Source organism: Streptomyces sp. NPDC051569, from assembly GCF_044454085.1.
Taxonomy (GTDB): Bacteria; Actinomycetota; Actinomycetes; order Streptomycetales; family Streptomycetaceae; genus Streptomyces.
The window spans coordinates 36,513-51,934 of the sequence record NZ_JBITDJ010000015.1 but is presented as its reverse complement, the minus strand read 5'-3'; the positions used below and the strand labels follow the sequence as shown (position 1 = coordinate 51,934).

Genomic DNA, 15,422 nt, shown 5'->3' with positions numbered 1-15,422 from the left:
GGCCGTACCCAACCGCCGGACACCTCGTTACAGGAAGTGCAGGTTTCCGTGGTCAGCCGTCAGGAGCGTGGCCGTACCGCACATGAAAGGCCCGGCCGGGAGCACACGACAGAGCAGCGGGAGCGGTGGTGTCCGCCGCCGGTCGGGGCGGGGACACCACCGTCACAGCGGCCGGAGGACCGGCGGCCCCGGGTGACAACGACGGAAAGGCTGTCCTCGTGCGCAGTGTCGGAGTGGAGGAGGAGCTCCTCCTGGTGGACCTGGAGACCAGCGAACCCCGCGCGCTCTCCACCGCGGTGCTGGCTGTCGCCTCGCGCCACGGCCAGGGGCACGAGGAGATCTTCGAGAAGGAACTGCAGAAGGAGCAGCTGGAGTTCGCGACACATCCGCAGACCGGGATGGGCGAACTGGCGGCGGAGATCAGGCGGTGGCGTGCCGAGGCCGCGCGCCACGCCGGCGAGGTGGGTGCGGCGGTCGCGGCGCTGGCGACATCCCCGCTGCCGGTCAGCCCCTCGATCACCCCGGACGAGCGCTACCACTGGCTGGAGCAGGAGTTCGGGCTCACCGCGCAGGAGCAGCTCACCTGCGGCTGCCACGTCCATGTCTCGGTCGAGTCGGACGAGGAGGGGGTGGCGGTCCTCGACCGGATCCGGCCCTGGCTTCCCGTTCTTCTGGCGCTGAGCGCCAACTCCCCCTTCTGGCAGGGCGACGACAGCGGATACAGCAGCTACCGCAGCCGGGTGTGGGGCCGCTGGCCCTCGGCCGGGCCGGTGGGACTCTTCGGCTCCGCCGAGCGCTACCACGATCAGGTCCGGGCCATGGTGGACACGGGCGTCCTGCGCGACGAGGGCATGGTCTATTTCGACGCCCGGCTCTCCCGCGACTATCCGACCGTGGAGATCCGGGTGGCGGATGTGTGCCTGAACGCGTCGACCACGGTGCTCCTGGCGACTCTCGTGCGTGCCCTGGTGGAGACCGCGGCCCGGGCCTGGCAGGCCGGCGAGCCCCCTGCCCGGCCGGGGGTGGGGCTGCTGCGGCTGGCCGCCTGGTCGGCGGCCCGGTCGGGGCTGGAGAGGCAGCTGATCCATCCCGTGACCATGCGTCCGGTGCCCGCCGAGGCGGCCATACACGCGCTTTTCGATCATGTACGGGACGCCCTGGACGACAGCGGCGACCTGATACCGGTCCAGGAGGGCATCGCCGAGCTTCTGCGGCACGGAAACGGCGCACGGGTGCAGCGCGAACTGCTGCGCGCGAGCGGAAGTCTCCGTGCCGTGGTGGCGGAGTGCGCGCGCCTGACGACAGGCTGATCCCGGCGGGTCCCGGCGGGTCCCGGCGGGGCGGCGGGGCGGCGGCCGGTCACCGACCAGGCGCTCGGCGTACCGTCCGGGAAGCCGGCGTGGAAGACCGTCCCGTCCTGGTTACCGGCCGCCGGGCAGGACCACGCCGTTCCGCCGGCCGTCCCGTCCCCGGGGCCGGGACGCGCAGGGCTCTTCTCCTGGGGCCCGCGCTGCCGGAGACTGAGGCGATGACGCAGCGTGTGGATCTCGCGACCGTGATGGACCGTCTGGCCATCGATGAGGTGATCACCGGATACGCGGTGGCCGTGGACGACGACGACTGGCCCGGCTTCCGGGCCCTGTTCACCCCGGACGGCCGGGCCGACTACACCGCGGCGGGTGGCATCGAGGGGCCGGCCGCCGAGGTGGCCGACTGGCTGGCCGGCGCTCTGCGGCCCTTCACCGTCCGTCAGCACCTGATCGTCAACCGCCGGTTGCGCATCCAGGACCTCGGTGGCTATCCGGGCGACCACGCCGAGGTACGGGCCGACTACCTCAGCCCGCTGCGGCGCGAGTCGGGAGCCGATCTCGTGTGCGGCGGGCGGGGCACGTTCGATCTGCTGCGCGGCGACGCCGGCTGGCAGCTGCGCGGCGTCGTCGTCCAGGAGAAGTGGCGGCGGAGCACCGGCGCCGGGACCACCGGCTGACGCCGGGGCCGAGCGACGGGGGCGTCAGCGCATACGGGCGACCCGCGTACGGTCGTACGCGCATGAGGGCGCCGGTCCGTACCCGCGCGGTCGCTCAGCCGGCCTGCTCCAGGACGGTACGGACCACCAGCTCACAGAGCTCATGGGTCCGCAGCGCGTCCCGCGCGCTGAGTGTCCTGCCGTCCCGCACGGCGTCGAGGAAGGCCAGAACGCCCTGCTCGATGCCGCGCTGGCGGGACACCGGCACCCAGTCGCCACGCCGCCGTACGCTCGGCTGTCCCTTGTGATCGATGATCGTCGCGAGATCGTGGACGGCCCGCTTGCTGTCCTGTCCCGACACTTCGAGGATCTCTTCGGCGGATCCGCTCATCCGGTTCATCATGCCGATGGCGGTGAAACCCTCGCCGGAGAGCTGCAGGACCACATGGTGCAGCAGCCCGTCCCGCACACGCGCCCGTACGTCGGTGTGCTCGACGGGGCCGGGAAGGAGGAAACGCAGGGTGTCGACGACGTGGATGAAGTCGTCCAGGACGAAGGTGCGCGGGTCCTCGGGCAGCCCGACGCGGTTCTTCTGCAGCAGGATCAGCTCGCGCGGGTGCTCCAGGCACTGGGCGTACCCCGGCGCGAAGCGGCGGTTGAAGCCCACGGCGAGGCTGACGCCCCGCTCCTCCGCCAGGCGCACCACGCGCTCGGAGTCGGCGAGTTCGTAGGCGATCGGCTTGTCCACGTACGTGGGTACGCCCGCCTCCAGCAGCCGGGTGGTGATCTCGGCGTGCGCGGCGGTGGACGCGTGCACGAACGCGGCGTCGAGGCCCTGGGCGAGCAGCGAGTCGAGGTCGGTGTGGCACTGCTCCGCGGGAATCCGGTGGGCTTCCGCGATCCTCGTCAGGGTGGCGGGGGTGCGGGTCTGCAGATGCAGTTCCACTCCGGGGAGCGTGGTGAGCACCGGCAGATACGCCTTCTGCGCGATGTCACCGAGCCCGATGCAGCCGACCTTCACGAGGGCCTCCCTGACCTGTTCATACGATTGTTCGCTTGCCTGTTCGCATGTTGATGCGCTGTTCCGGAAGCATACGTGCGCCGTGGCGGCCGCCCGCCTTGATCCCGGCGGCGCCCGCCTTGATCCCGGCGGGCGGCCTCGAATAAGCGCTCGCGAATGCCCGGGCCGTTACGTGATGATGACCGCCATGACCACTTCCGAGCGCACCAAACCCTCCACCCTCGCCGGCGAACGCGAGATGCTGGAAGGGTGGCTGGACCACCACCGCCAGACCCTGGCTCTCAAATGCTCCGGGCTGGACGACGAGCAGCTCAGGGAGACCTCCGTACCGCCCTCCGAGCTGTCCCTCCTCGGTCTCGTCCGGCATATGGCAGGGGTCGAGAGGGGCTGGTTCCGCAATACCCTGGCCGCCGAGAAGGCCGAGCTGATCTACTGCGACGACGCCGATCCCGACGGGGATTTCCATCCCGGTGCGACCGACACCTGGGCCGATGCCTACGCCACCTGGCAGGCCGAGATCGCGCACGCCCGTGAGCTGGCCGCGCCGCACTCGCTCGACGACCTCGGCGCGGGCCGGCGGGCCCTGGGCACCGGTGAACCGTTCAACCTGCGCTGGATCTACACCCACATGATCGAGGAGTACGCGCGCCACAACGGCCACGCGGACCTTCTCCGGGAGCGGATCGACGGCGCGACGGGCGAGTAACGGGGAGCGACCGGGTCAGGCGGGCGTCACCGGCCGTCCCTCCCTCACCCGTCCGGGCCAATCCGCCGTTTTCCGCTCCTCAACGGGCTCCGCGACCAGCAGAGTTGCGCGGGTGCAGCGAACGAGAAGTGCGGCGATGCTCCTGATGGGGATGGCGGTGACCGCCGTGTCCGGGTGCGTTGCCGTGGGGCCGGCGACCCCGCCGGGACCGGTACCGGGCCGGACGGCCGGCGGCGGCGCCCCGGACCGCGGTGTCATGGAGCCGCAGGTCGTCCAGTCCCCGGCCAAGGAGGCCCTGGAGGCGGTCGGGCCCCCGCCGGGCCCGGCGGCGACCGCCCGCTCCTCCCCCGGGGGCCACCGGGCCGCGCCCGCCCCGGAGGCCCAGGCTCCGGCACCCCGGCCGGAGCGGCGGCGCCACCGGGGGCCGGCGGAGCAGCGGATTCCCGTGCCGTCCGTCGCTCCGGTCCCGCTCACCGATGTCTGCGCCCTCGGCGAGATGTACGGCCGCTGGCCGGCGGACAGCCCCCAGGCACGTATCTGCCGGGGGACGTACGGAGATTGACCGGCCGGCTCCGGAGTTTTCCACGTCCGGTCCGTCCGTCGACGGGGCGATCCCCCGCCTGGTGATCGCACGCACCGGACGCCGTGAGCCCGCCCAAGGGCGGACCGCGCCATGTGTCGGACAGTGCCTAGGCCAGCCGCCGGGCCAGCCGGTCGATCGCGACCCGGACTCCGTAGCCGTATCCGTCGTCGCCCAGCGCGTCGGCGGCGGCACGGGCCCGGTCGAGATGGAGCCGTGCCGCCTCCGGCCGCTGGAGCTTCACATAGTCAGCGGCGAGGTTGAGGTGCAGCGAGGGGTAGAAGGCACGCACCGCCGGAGAGGCGTCGGGCCGGGCCGTCCCGTCGGCGGCGGTCAGCGCCCGCAGATCCCAGGCCAGTTCGTCGCCCGGGTCGTCCTGGGTGTCCGCCATGTAGTGCGCGAGCGTGCAGCGGTGCAGCGCGTCACCCGCCTCCCCGATCTCCGTCCAGAGGTCGCCGAAACGATTGCGCGCCTCCTCGCGGTCGCCGCCGTGGAGGAGCATGACCGCCTGCCCGATCCGGGTCATGACGGCGTCCTCCGACGCCTCCTGCCGCTCCATCACTGCTGCCTCCGCTGCCCGTCCGGGGAACCGTCACATCCGGCAAATCCGACATGGCTGACGCTAGCCGTCGTACCGGACAATCCCTCTCAGGCTCGGGCGCGGCGGCGGATCAGCCGAGGTCGGGGATGCGCCAGTCGATGGGCTCGTGCCCCTGCGCGGCGACCGCTTCGTTGATCCGCGTGAACGGACGCGACCCGAAGAACTTCTTCGCCGAGAGCGGCGACGGGTGGGCGCCCTTGACGACGACGTGCCGATCCTCGTCGATGAGGGGCAGCTTCTTCTGCGCGTAGGCACCCCAGAGGACGAAGACCGCCGGGTCGGGCCGCTCGGCCACGGCGCGGATCACCGCGTCCGTCACCTTCTCCCATCCCTTGCCCTTGTGGGAGTTGGCCTCGCCCGCGCGGACGGTCAGCACCGCGTTGAGCAGCAGCACCCCCTGCTCCGCCCACGGCATCAGATAGCCGTTGTCCGGGACCGGGTGGCCGAGCTCCTCCTTCATCTCCTTGTAGATGTTCCGCAGGGACGGCGGCGTCCTGACGCCCGGCCGCACGGAGAAACACAGCCCGTGCCCCTGCCCGGCACCGTGGTAGGGGTCCTGGCCCAGGATGAGGACCTTGACCTTGTCGTACGGCGTGGCGTCGAGGGCCGCGAAGACCTCCTCACGCGGAGGGTAGACCGGCCCCTTCGCCCGTTCCTCCTCGACGAACTCGGCCAGCTCCTTGACGTAGGGCTTCTGCAGTTCGTCGCCGAGGACGCCGCGCCAGGACTCGGGCAGCATGTCGGTGTCGGTCACGTCAACAACCTCCGGTGTGCAATCACTTGTCGACACCGAACCTACCGGGGGCCACTGACAACGGTCCGCCCCGATCGGTCCCGCCGGATCACCCAGGTCGATCCGGCGGGACATTCACGGCGGAAAGTGGCTCATCTCACCCCACGCCGGCGTTGAGGAAGATCCCTCCGTCGACCACCAGCGTCTGTCCGGTGACCCAGTCCGACTGGTCGGAGGTGAGGAAGGCGGCGGCGCCGCCGATGTCCTCGGGCACCCCGAGCCGGCCCAGCGGATAGGCGGCGGCCGCCTCGGCCTCCCGGCCCTCGTAGAGGGCCTGTGCGAAGCGGGTCTTGACCACGGCCGGGGCGATCGCGTTGACCCGTACACCCGGTGCGAACTCGTGCGCCAGCTGGAGGGTCAGATTGACCATCGCCGCTTTGCTCATGCCGTACGCGCCGATGAAGGGGGACGCGGAGATCCCCGCCACCGACGCGATGTTCACGATCGCGCCGCCGTTCTCCTTCTGCCAGGCCCGCCAGGTCTGCTGGGCGAAGCCCAGCGCCGAGATGACATTGGTCTCGTACACCTTGCGGACCACATTCAGGTCCAGCTCGGCCATCGGGGCGAAGACGGGATTCGTCCCCGCGTTGTTGACCAGGAAGTCGACCCGGCCGAACGCCTCCATGGTGCGCTCGACGGCGACCGCCTGGTGCGCTTCGTCGTGCGCCTTGCCGGCCACGCCGATCACCCGGTCGGCACCGAGCTTCTCCACCGCCTCCTTGAGCGCGTCCTCGCCCCGGCCGGTGATGCACACCCGGTCGCCCCGGGCGATGAGCGCCTCGGCGACGCCGTACCCGATGCCCCTGCTCGCGCCCGTGACCAGGGCGACCTTTCCGCTGTCACGCGTCTGCGTCGTCATCTGCGGTCCCCCCGATTCAGTTGAGCGGTCCGCCGGCGACGTACATGACCTGGCCGGAGACGAAGCCGGCCTCCTCGCCCGCGAAGAAGGCGATCGCGTTGGCGACGTCCTCCGGCTTTCCGACACGCCGCACCGGGATCTGACCGGCGGCCGCGGCCTGGAATTCCTCGAAGTCCATGCCGATACGGGCGGCGGTCCCGGCGGTCATCTCGGTGACGATGAAGCCGGGGGCGACGGCGTTGGCGGTGATGCCGAACTTTCCCAGCTCCTTGGCGAGGGTCTTCGTGAAGCCCTGGAGACCGGCCTTGACGGCGGCGTAGTTGGCCTGGCCCCGGTTGCCCAGCGCGGAGCTGGAGGAGAGGTTGACGATCCGGCCGAAGCCCGCGTCCACCATGTGCTTCTGACAGGCGCGGGCCATCAGGAACGCGCCCTTGAGGTGCACGTTCATCACGGTGTCCCAGTCGGACTCGCTCATCTTGAAGAGGAGGTTGTCGCGGAGCACGCCGGCGTTGTTGACGAGGATCGTCGGCGCCCCCAGCTCGGCGGCGACCCGTGCGACGGCGGCCTCCACCTGCGCGCTGTCCGAGACGTCGCAGCCGACGGCGAGGGCGGTGCCGCCGGCTGCGGTGATCTTCTTGACGGTGTCCGCGCAGGCCGCCTCGTCCAGGTCGAGTACGGCGACGGCGCGGCCCTGCGCCGCCAGCCGCACGGCGGTGGCGGCGCCAATGCCCCGCGCCGCCCCGGTCACGATGGCTACCCGCTGCTCGATGGTGGACATCCCTGTTCTCCTCGCCCTAGGAACCCGCGGCTCTCGACGCTGAGCAACCGCTTAGTAGCTTCAGCAGACGAGACGCTAGAAGCCTGGACACCCGGTGTCAACGGCCCACAGGACCAACGGAGGGAGTGATGGACCGGCCGAGGGAGCGATCAGTGCGCAGGGCCGGCCGACGCGGAGAGACCGGCCGACGCGGAAGAACCGGCCGGCCGCCGCGACGGCCGTCAGCGCACCAGCAGGTCGAGCAGCCGTTCGGTCTCGGCCTTGGGGTCGATGGTCAGACCGGTGTGCACGGGCCCGGGCTGTACGACGGTCGAGCGCGGCGCGATCAGCCAGCGGAACCGCCGGCCCGCGTCATCGCCCGCCGCCTGCCCGGCCCCGGCGCCGCCGTCGCAGACACTCTCGACGGCGCGCAGGGCGGCCCGCACCCCCACGACGTCCGCGTGCGGGTCGAGTGCCTTCAGCTTGGCCTCGTCCAGATGGGTCCTGGCCTCGACATAGGAGTGGGCGCGGCAATAGACCAGTACCCCCGCGTTGAAGCACTCGCCGCGCTCCATGCGCGGCACCACGCGCAGCAGCGCGTACTCGTAGACGTCCCTCTTGCTCACTGGCCGCCATCCTTGTCACTGTGTGCGTGCTGGTGCGGCTGCGGGGCAAGGCGGTCAGCCAGCCAGCCCGGAGCCTGCGAGGGCTTGTTCCTGGTGGGCGCGTCGAGGGTGATTCGCTCGTGGATGGCCGCGGCGCGCGTCAGCAGCGGCTCCACATAGGCGCGGCGCAGCGCGTCGGTCGAGTCGAAGCCCGGCTCGTCGACCAGCCACTCGTCCGGCACCTCGGCGGCGATCTCGGTCAGCAGTTCCCTGGTGACCCGCGGCGCCAACTCCGCGGCGGCCGCCGCGATGTCCGGGCCGAAGCGCGCGAGCACGTGGTCGGAGGCGTTGTACGGCTTCGCGGCGGAGGCCTCGGAACCCGGCCAGTTGTGATGCCAGATCATGGTCGCGCCATGGTCGATCAGCCACAGATCCCCGTGCCAGACAAGCATGTTGGGGTTGCGCCAGGACCGGTCGACGTTGTTGATGACGGCATCGAACCAGACGATTCGCCCCGCCTCCTCCGGTCCCACTTGGTACGCCAGCGGGTCGAAGCCGATCGATCCCGGCAGGTAGTCCATGCCGAGGTTCAGCCCACCGCTCGCCTTCAGCAGTTCCTGTACTTCCTGGTCCGGCTCGGAGAGTCCGATGACCGGGTCGAGCTGCATCTGGACCAGCGTGGGGACACGCAGGCCCAGCCTGCGGGCCAGCTCTCCGCAGATGACCTCGGCGACGAGTGTCTTGCGCCCCTGCCCGGCGCCGGTGAACTTCATGACATACGTACCCAGATCGTCGGCCTCGACGATCCCCGGGAGCGAGCCGCCCTCACGCAAGGGCGTGACGTAGCGGGTCGCGATGACTTCCTCAAGCAATTTCTCAGCCTCCCTATCTCGCTAGCCTTACAATCCACGGTCGACTTCAGGCACGCATACACCGGGAAGTCGGCCGGGATCAGCCCTGGGGAGAATCTGGGGAGTTTCGACCGGCACGCCGACCTCCCTGATCTCCGAGCAGCCCGTCGATCGCGCTGCGTCCCCTGCTCCTGGCCTCCGACATGAAGTGAGAATAGTAACCGAGCGTGACAGCCTGCGAAGAGTGCCCGAGCCACCGCGCCCACGTCACCACCGGCTCCCCCGCCTCCAGCATGATCGAGGTATCAGTGTGACGCGGCGCGTGAAACCGTCCTCCGGCGCCGCTTCCCACTGCCACGGCTTCGCCCCCTCGGGGCGCGGTGGTATGTTGCCGGCCGCCGGTTTCCAGGTACAGGTGTCCCACGCGTTCAGGGCGACGGCGTTACCGAAGCGCGTGGTGAGCATGAGCGAGGACTTCCTCGTCGGCCCGTCCGCGCCCGGCTTCTCCCCCGGATGCTCCGCCTCCGGCGGCGGGAACGCCTCGCCAGGAAGCTTCACGAGAAGAGGAGGCTGCTGGTGAGGTGGCTAGAAACGGACTTCGGCCTGTATGCGTTGTGCCCGGACACGTACGTGGCGGACTGGGACGGTACCGAGGCGGACGCGGTGGCCGGCGATCACATCGGCAAGATCAGTCCGCCGGGCCACGGCGACGTCCTGACGCTGGGTGGTGAGCCCCTCCCCATCGCCTATCTCCAGCACGCCATGACGTTCATACGCTGGGTGGCCGCCGATGACGATCAAGGGCTGGAGCAGGCGGTGGAGGCCGCCAGGGGTCGAGGACCGTACGGCCGCGGTCGATGAGAACCCGGTCGTCGGTGGTGATGCCCATGGTCAGGTAGGACGCGGCGAGACGGGCGGTGAGCAGGGGAAGCGCCTGCTGCTCGCTGTCGGTCAGCGTGCGGCCGAAGCCGGAGAGGAAGGCGTCCTTCAGGTCCGGTCGGGTGGGCCACTGGGCGCCGTGCAGCCACACCTGGTCTTCCACGGCCAGGCCGTGGGCGGCGAACTGGAAGTCGATCAGGCCGACGGTTCCGCGATGGGCGTCCCAGAGCCAGTTGCGGGGCGAGAAGTCGCCGTGCCGGAAGGCGACGGGCGCGTCCTCGGCCAGGCGGGGCAGGTCCGTGGACACCCGCAGGACCAGGTCCCGCTGAGCGGCGGTCAAGTGGTGACCGGCCCGCTCCAGGCACTGGGCGGCCTCGGCTGCCTGCGCGGCCACCGACGCGAGGATGTTTTCGCGCGTCTGTTCGGCGACCAGTCCGGTCCAGGCCTGCCAGCGGCCGAGAATGCCGCCGGCCAACCGGTGCACCCGCTGCTCGTCCTCCGTCTCCAGGGGAAGGTCACGCACGACGCGGCCCGGCAGCGCCGTGGTCAGAATCGCGAGCAGGCCGGTGTCCGCCGCGAGCAGACGGGGCGTCTCGTGCTCGGCGAGCGCGACGGCCACGTGCTGGTAGGCGTAGACCTCACGGTCGAAGTCGGCGCGAGGGCCTTCTGAATGCTGGTTGTCGATGACGTCATCCACAGCGAACCCTGGCGAGTGGGCCCGACCCCCGAACACGGCCTCGCACACCACGCTTCAGGCAACGCGGTTGACACGGAGCCTTTTCCAACCTGCGCCGGTGGCTGTGCGGGGCGGCTCTCGCCGGGCTGATCCCGGGCTCAACTTCCCTCGGAATCCAGCCGCTCGGCGGCTTGGAGCACGTACTCGGGGAGCTTCGCCGTGGCGGCTAGGACCTCGATGCCGATGAGGCGGCCCTGCTCGTCGAAGTCGAGGTTGATCATGCCGTCGACATCGATCGGATCGCAGGGATAGGTATGTGCTGATCTCACTCTGACCTGCGGGTCGGTGAAGTAAATGTAGGCCGCGTTCGCGGTCCTGTCGTAGGTGACTTTGATGTCAGGCACGATGCTGGGGTTCCTCCTGTGTTGTTGATCCCGGTCTCGTCAGTACGCTGCGAGTTGCAGAGCCAGGATGGCCTTGACGATCGTGGTGATGCGGGTCGTACTGCAACGGAGTTTGTGCGGGAGGCGCCAGGTCTTGAGGGTGGCCATGGCCTGCTCGCCGAGGGCTCTGATCTTGGCGTGGGAGGTGTTGACGGCCCGCTGGCCTGCGGAGAGTTGTCCACGGTCATCGTCGGGTCATCGAGTTGCTCGGGGCGTGCCGGTTGTCACCACAGGGGATAGGTCGGCAGGTGCATGTGTGGCGATTCCGTGGCTGATTGCTCAAGGCTTGCGCGTCGCCTCATCTGCCAGTAGGAGGTCGGCGCAGGTATTCTCAGGAATTTTCCCACGCTCGACATCTCTCGATCTCCTGACATATGCGCAGAGCCGCCTGCTGGTACCGAGATCCGTGAGGTGGACGCGTCTCTCGGTAGCGGGTCGCGATGACTTCGGTGAGCATGACGCCAGGTCACTACGGGGCCGGGGCCGGCCCGTTTCGTCATCCGCAGGCCACCGGGCCACCGGGCCACGGTGCTGTCGAAGAGACTCTGGAGACCATGGAGATCAACGCGTTCCCCCGCCAGTTCGCCCGGACCCGCCGCTTCACGCTCGGCGCCCCCAGCCGGTTCACCGTCTCTCCCGACGGCGAGCGCGTGCTGTTCGTACGGTCCGTCTCCGGCACCGATCCGCGCGGTTCGCTGCGGCTGTACGAGAACGGCGAGGAGCGGGTGCTCGCCGGGCCAACGGCGAGCGCCGGACCGGCGGCGTACGCGGTCGACCGGGAGGCGCACGTGGTGGCGTACGCCCTGGACGGCGCCCTCCAGGTCGTGACGACGGACGGCGGGGTGCCGCGACACATCCCGACCGCGGGCCCGGTGACCGATCCGCGCCCCTCCCCCGACGGAACGCTGATCGCTTACGTCACCGGGGGCGCCCTCCGTGTCGTACGGACCGACGGGGCTCAGGACCGGCCACTGGCGGAGCCGGAGGACGCCGAGGTGACGTACGGGCTCGCCGATCATGTCGCGGCGGAGTCCATCGGCAGGTCGCGCGGCTACTGGTGGTCGCCGGACAGCGACGCGCTGCTCGTGGCCCGGGTCGACACGTCGCCGGTGGCGCGCCGGCACATCGGCGATCCGGCGAACCCCGCTCTGCCGCCCCGGTCGATCCGCTATCCGGCGGCCGGTACGGCCAACGCGGAGACCTCGCTGCACCTGATCAGCGTCGGTGGCGGACACACTCCGGTCCGGCTGCCGCACGCGGCGCGCGAGGGGGACGCCCCGAGCGGCGCGTGGAACGATCTCACCTTCGAGTACGTCGTCACCGCCGACTGGGACAGCGCGGGCCCGGTCGTCAGCCTCCAGACCCGCGATCAGCGCACGATGTGGATCATCGCCGTGGACCCGGCGACCGGCGGTTTCTCGCTGCTGTCCCGGCAGACGGACGAGAGGTGGGTGGAGTGCCGTCCCGGCGCTCCCCTGCACACCGCGTCCGGCACCCCGGTGGTGCCCGGGGTACGCGGCGACGCCCGCACGATCCGGATCGGGAACGCCTTCGCCCCGGACGGACTCCATGTCCGCGCGGTGCTCGGCGCGGTGGGCGAGCGGGTGTTCTTCACCGCGAGCGAGGATCCGACCGAGGTCCATGTCTGGTCGTACGAACCGGAGTCCGGCTTCGTCAGGCTGACGGACGGCCCGGGCGTCCACTCGGCCGCCGTCGGAGGCGACACGGTCGTCCTCGACAGCCGTACCCCGGACGGACACACGGTGACAGTGGTACGCGGCGGAAAGCCGGCCGGCCGGATCGCGGTCCTCACCGAGGAGCCGCTGGTCACGCCACGGCCGGTCCATCTCGTTCTCGGCGAGCGGGAGTTGCGTGTCCGCCTCCACCTGCCGTCCTGGTACGAGGGCCACGAAGGCGGCTCGGGCAAGCTGCCGGTGCTGCTCAGTCCGTACGCCGGCCCCGGCCTGCAGGTGGTGACCCGGGCGCGGACGTGGCACACGGCGGTGTGCCAGTGGTACGCCGAGCAGGGCTTCGCCGTCCTGGTCACGGACGGGCGCGGCACCCCCGGACGCGGGGTGGCGTGGCAGCGTGCCATCGTCGGTGACCGGCTGACGCCCGTCCTGGAGGACCAGATCGACGCACTGCACGCCGCCGCCGAGCGGTACGACGTCCTGGATCTGGAACGGGTGGGCATCCGGGGCTGGTCGTTCAGCGGGTACCTGGCGGCAGGCGCCGTGCTGCATCGTCCCGACATCTTCCACGCGGCGGTCGCGGGCGCCCCGCCGACCGACCGCCGGCTGTACGACACGTACTGGGAGGAGCGCTACCTCGGGCACCCCGACGTCCAGCCCGACAACTACGAGCGCTCCTCGCTGCTCCCGCACGCCGGCAAGCTGACCCGTCCGCTGATGCTCGTCCACGGACTCGCCGACGACAACGTGCTCCCGGTACACACGCTGCGCCTCTCGGCGGCACTGCTCGCCGCCGGACGGCCGCACACCGTACTGCCGCTGTCCGGGGCGGGCCACCAGGTGTCCCAGGAGGAGGTGGCCGAGAACCTGCTCCTCCTGGAACTCAACTTCCTCAGGAAAAACCTCGGCGCCTGAACATCGCGGCGCCTCTGCCCGTACCCCCTGACGAACCGGCGGACCTGGGCGCCGGGCATGGACGCGGGGAACGGGAGCTGGGCATGACGGGAACGGAAGAGGCCGGACGGACGGTGGGACGCCGGAGCGTGGTCGCCGCGGCCGGCGTGGCGGGCCTGGGCGTGGCGCTCGTCGCGTGCGGCGGCGCGGACGGTCCGGCGGGCTCCGGGGCCGGAAAGCCCGGCGGCGGCGGCGCGGGCGGGGTCCTCGCGAGGACCACCGACATTCCGGAGGGCGGCGGAAAGGTCTTCGCGGATCAGGGGGTGGTGGTGACCCAGCCGGCGGCGGGTGAGTTCAAGGCGTTCTCGTCCACGTGCACCCATCAGGGCTGCGCCGTGAAGGACGTCTCCGACGGGACGATCAACTGCCCCTGCCACGGAAGCCGGTTCAGCGCGGCGGACGGCAGTGTGCGGGGCGGTCCGGCGACGCGGCCGCTGCCCGCCGCGTCGATCAAGGTCTCGGGCGACGCGATCAGCCTCTCGTGACTTGATGGGGTGGCCGGCGTCACACTCCTCGACGAGCAGCTGAGCTGGAACACCCCGGTCGGCGCGGCCGGCGTCCTCGCCGGGGCTTCACTCACCCAGAGCCGGGCGACCAGAGCCGGGCGAAGAGGCCGGTGAAGCCTCAGAGCCTGCCGGGTGACCTCTGATCAGGCGATCGAAGGCCTCCCGGCAGGCTCTCAGCCGTAACTGCGCGCGGGCGCGGGGCCGGCCGCCGATGCCACCGCGTCGGCGACCGGCCCGATGTCGTCCGCCGTCATCCCGGACACCGTGAGCCGTACGCCCTGCGGCGCCGACATCCGGAAGCGCGCCCCGGGCGCGACCGCCCAGCCCGCGCCGAGCAGCCGCGCCACCGCCCCGGTCTCGTCGGCGACCGGCACCCAGACGTTCATCCCGCTGCGCCCGTGCGCCCCGACGCCCCGGTCGGCCAGCGCCTGTACGAGCGCGTCCCGCCGTTCCCCGTACGCGCGCGCCACCGCACGGGCGTCCACGGCCTCCGAGGTCCACAGGTGTACGACGGCCCGCTGGAGCAGTCTGCTCACCCAGCCGGGGCCGAGCCGCTGCCGTCCCGTCACCCGGTCCACGGTCGTGGCGTCACCGGTCAGCACCGCGAGGCGCAGGTCAGGGCCGTAGGCCTTCGCGGTGGAGCGGACGAGTGCCCAGCTGTCCGTGGCTCCGGCGAGCGGGTGCAGGGGCAGATCCACGATGCGATGGCCGTGGTCGTCCTCGATGAGCAGCACCTCGCGGTGGCCGGCGAGGAGTGCGCGCAGTTCCCCGGCGCGGGCCGCCCCCACCGCGGCACCCGTCGGGTTCTGCGCGCGGTCGGTGACGACGACCGCCCGGACGCCCGCCCGCAGTGCCCGGTCCAGTTCGGCGGGGAGGGGTCCGTCGTCGTCGAGCCGCATCGGTACGGGACGCAGTCCCAGCGCCGGTACGAGGTCGAGCAGGCTGCCCCAGCCCGGGTCCTCGACGGCGACCGCGTCGCCCGGTCTGAGGTGCGCCGCCAGCACCCGTTCGATCGCGTCCAGGGATCCGGAGGTGACGGCGACGGGTCCGGCGGGCACCCCGTCGGCGTCCAGCCCCGCCCGGGCGAGTGCCGCGAACTCCGGGTCCACGGGGGCCTGTCCGTACAGGCCCGGCTGTGCCGCGTCGTGCCGGGCGGCGGCGGCGAGCGCGTCGTGCAGGGCGGGCAGCAGGGCGGGGTCCGGATTGCCCTCGGAGACATCCCGGACACCGGGCGGCGCCTCGACCCGGATCGATCCGCGCGCCGTACTGGCCGGACGCGCCCGGACCCGGCTGCCCCGGCGTCCCGCTGTCTCGATCACTCCGCGTTCGCGCAGGGTGCGGTAGGCGGCCGCGACCGTGTTCGGATTGACTCCGAGGCCTGTCGCCAACTCCCGCATCGGCGGCAGCGGTTGACCGGGCGCGAGCGCGCCGGAACCGACCGCCCGCTCGACACTCGTGGCGATCTCCACGGCACGGCGGCCCACGATCCGATACTCTTCTAGCACAAAAACCATTATGCACTAGTGCAATGGAG

General features: G+C 71.2%; 16 protein-coding genes and 2 pseudogenes. 7 read left to right on the top strand and 11 right to left on the bottom strand.

All coding sequences use genetic code 11. The features are described from left to right. Nucleotides 1-218: 218 nt before the first annotated feature. Nucleotides 219-1,310, top strand: a complete 1,092-nt coding sequence (locus tag ACIBAE_RS20935; RefSeq protein ID WP_399287554.1) for a glutamate--cysteine ligase — start codon at nt 219-221, stop codon at nt 1,308-1,310. A gap of 218 nt (nt 1,311-1,528) precedes the next feature. Then, a complete protein-coding gene (locus ACIBAE_RS20930; RefSeq protein WP_399287551.1) occupies nt 1,529-1,987 on the top strand; it encodes a nuclear transport factor 2 family protein in 459 nt (152 codons plus the stop codon). Nucleotides 1,988-2,081: 94 nt separating this feature from the next. On the opposite strand, the gene ACIBAE_RS20925 is transcribed toward ACIBAE_RS20930, so the two are convergent. Continuing rightward, a complete protein-coding gene (locus tag ACIBAE_RS20925; protein WP_399287548.1) occupies nt 2,082-2,987 on the bottom strand; it encodes a Gfo/Idh/MocA family protein in 906 nt (301 codons plus the stop codon). A 187-nt stretch (nt 2,988-3,174) separates the two neighbouring features. Between ACIBAE_RS20925 and ACIBAE_RS20920 the strand changes: the two genes are divergently transcribed. Beyond that, the gene (locus ACIBAE_RS20920; protein WP_399287545.1) at nt 3,175-3,693 is read left to right on the top strand and encodes a DinB family protein; all 519 of its coding nucleotides are present in this window, start codon (nt 3,175-3,177) and stop codon (nt 3,691-3,693) included. Between the two features lie 112 nt (nt 3,694-3,805). Beyond that, nucleotides 3,806-4,255, top strand: coding sequence for a hypothetical protein (locus tag ACIBAE_RS20915; protein WP_399287541.1), 450 nt, complete (start codon nt 3,806-3,808; stop codon nt 4,253-4,255). Between the two features lie 127 nt (nt 4,256-4,382). On the opposite strand, the gene ACIBAE_RS20910 is transcribed toward ACIBAE_RS20915, so the two are convergent. The 9 genes and pseudogenes from ACIBAE_RS20910 to ACIBAE_RS20870 all read right to left on the bottom strand — a co-directional run. Continuing rightward, nucleotides 4,383-4,832, bottom strand: a complete 450-nt coding sequence (locus ACIBAE_RS20910) for a hypothetical protein (protein WP_399287538.1) — start codon at nt 4,830-4,832, stop codon at nt 4,383-4,385. Nucleotides 4,833-4,944: 112 nt separating this feature from the next. After that, on the bottom strand, nt 4,945-5,628 hold the full coding sequence (locus ACIBAE_RS20905) for a uracil-DNA glycosylase (protein WP_399287535.1): 684 nt from the start codon (nt 5,626-5,628) through the stop codon (nt 4,945-4,947). 136 nt (nt 5,629-5,764) lie between these two features. Continuing rightward, complete coding sequence (locus tag ACIBAE_RS20900; protein ID WP_399287533.1) at nt 5,765-6,526, bottom strand: SDR family oxidoreductase; 762 nt, start codon at nt 6,524-6,526, stop codon at nt 5,765-5,767. Nucleotides 6,527-6,542: 16 nt separating this feature from the next. Further along, nucleotides 6,543-7,304, bottom strand: coding sequence for a 3-oxoacyl-ACP reductase FabG (gene fabG / locus ACIBAE_RS20895; RefSeq protein WP_399287530.1), 762 nt, complete (start codon nt 7,302-7,304; stop codon nt 6,543-6,545). Nucleotides 7,305-7,525: 221 nt separating this feature from the next. Continuing rightward, on the bottom strand, nt 7,526-7,909 hold the full coding sequence (locus ACIBAE_RS20890; RefSeq protein ID WP_399287529.1) for a DUF3037 domain-containing protein: 384 nt from the start codon (nt 7,907-7,909) through the stop codon (nt 7,526-7,528). After that, nucleotides 7,906-8,760 (bottom strand): HipA family kinase, encoded by an 855-nt coding sequence (locus tag ACIBAE_RS20885; RefSeq protein ID WP_399287527.1) that lies wholly within the window; start codon nt 8,758-8,760, stop codon nt 7,906-7,908. The genes ACIBAE_RS20890 and ACIBAE_RS20885 overlap by 4 nt, the downstream gene beginning before the upstream one ends. A 748-nt stretch (nt 8,761-9,508) precedes the next feature. Then, the gene (locus ACIBAE_RS20880) at nt 9,509-10,315 is read right to left on the bottom strand and encodes an aminoglycoside phosphotransferase family protein (RefSeq protein ID WP_399287524.1); all 807 of its coding nucleotides are present in this window, start codon (nt 10,313-10,315) and stop codon (nt 9,509-9,511) included. A gap of 137 nt (nt 10,316-10,452) precedes the next feature. After that, nucleotides 10,453-10,698: a DUF2283 domain-containing protein gene (locus ACIBAE_RS20875; RefSeq protein WP_399287521.1), complete on the bottom strand. Its 246-nt coding sequence runs from the start codon at nt 10,696-10,698 to the stop codon at nt 10,453-10,455. Between the two features lie 39 nt (nt 10,699-10,737). Then, nucleotides 10,738-10,911 (bottom strand): annotated as a pseudogene (locus tag ACIBAE_RS20870) (IS5/IS1182 family transposase); the annotation flags it as partial. Nucleotides 10,912-11,291: 380 nt separating this feature from the next. On the opposite strand from ACIBAE_RS20870, the gene ACIBAE_RS20865 reads away from it, so the two are divergent. The 3 genes and pseudogenes from ACIBAE_RS20865 to ACIBAE_RS20855 form a co-directional block, all read left to right on the top strand. Continuing rightward, on the top strand, nt 11,292-13,343 hold the full coding sequence (locus ACIBAE_RS20865) for a prolyl oligopeptidase family serine peptidase (RefSeq protein ID WP_399287518.1): 2,052 nt from the start codon (nt 11,292-11,294) through the stop codon (nt 13,341-13,343). 83 nt (nt 13,344-13,426) lie between these two features. Continuing rightward, the gene (locus ACIBAE_RS20860) at nt 13,427-13,867 is read left to right on the top strand and encodes a Rieske (2Fe-2S) protein (RefSeq protein WP_399287515.1); all 441 of its coding nucleotides are present in this window, start codon (nt 13,427-13,429) and stop codon (nt 13,865-13,867) included. 12 nt (nt 13,868-13,879) lie between these two features. After that, nucleotides 13,880-14,002: pseudogene (locus tag ACIBAE_RS20855) on the top strand (EamA/RhaT family transporter); the annotation flags it as partial. A 59-nt stretch (nt 14,003-14,061) separates the two neighbouring features. Here the strand turns inward: ACIBAE_RS20855 and ACIBAE_RS20850 are convergent. Beyond that, nucleotides 14,062-15,393 carry an aminotransferase class I/II-fold pyridoxal phosphate-dependent enzyme gene (locus ACIBAE_RS20850; protein WP_399287512.1) on the bottom strand — a complete coding sequence of 444 codons (1,332 nt, stop codon included), beginning with the start codon at nt 15,391-15,393 and terminating at the stop codon, nt 14,062-14,064. Between the last annotated feature and the right edge of the window lie 29 nt (nt 15,394-15,422).

Coding starts and splice junctions, on each gene's coding strand:
- ACIBAE_RS20860 (WP_399287515.1), top strand. CDS start 13,427: ATGACGGGAACGGAAGAGGCCGGACGGACGGTGGGACGCCGGAGCGTG.
- ACIBAE_RS20930 (WP_399287551.1), top strand. CDS start 1,529: ATGACGCAGCGTGTGGATCTCGCGACCGTGATGGACCGTCTGGCCATC.
- fabG (WP_399287530.1), bottom strand. CDS start 7,304: ATGTCCACCATCGAGCAGCGGGTAGCCATCGTGACCGGGGCGGCGCGG.
- ACIBAE_RS20900 (WP_399287533.1), bottom strand. CDS start 6,526: ATGACGACGCAGACGCGTGACAGCGGAAAGGTCGCCCTGGTCACGGGC.
- ACIBAE_RS20920 (WP_399287545.1), top strand. CDS start 3,175: ATGACCACTTCCGAGCGCACCAAACCCTCCACCCTCGCCGGCGAACGC.
- ACIBAE_RS20910 (WP_399287538.1), bottom strand. CDS start 4,832: ATGGAGCGGCAGGAGGCGTCGGAGGACGCCGTCATGACCCGGATCGGG.
- ACIBAE_RS20865 (WP_399287518.1), top strand. CDS start 11,292: ATGGAGATCAACGCGTTCCCCCGCCAGTTCGCCCGGACCCGCCGCTTC.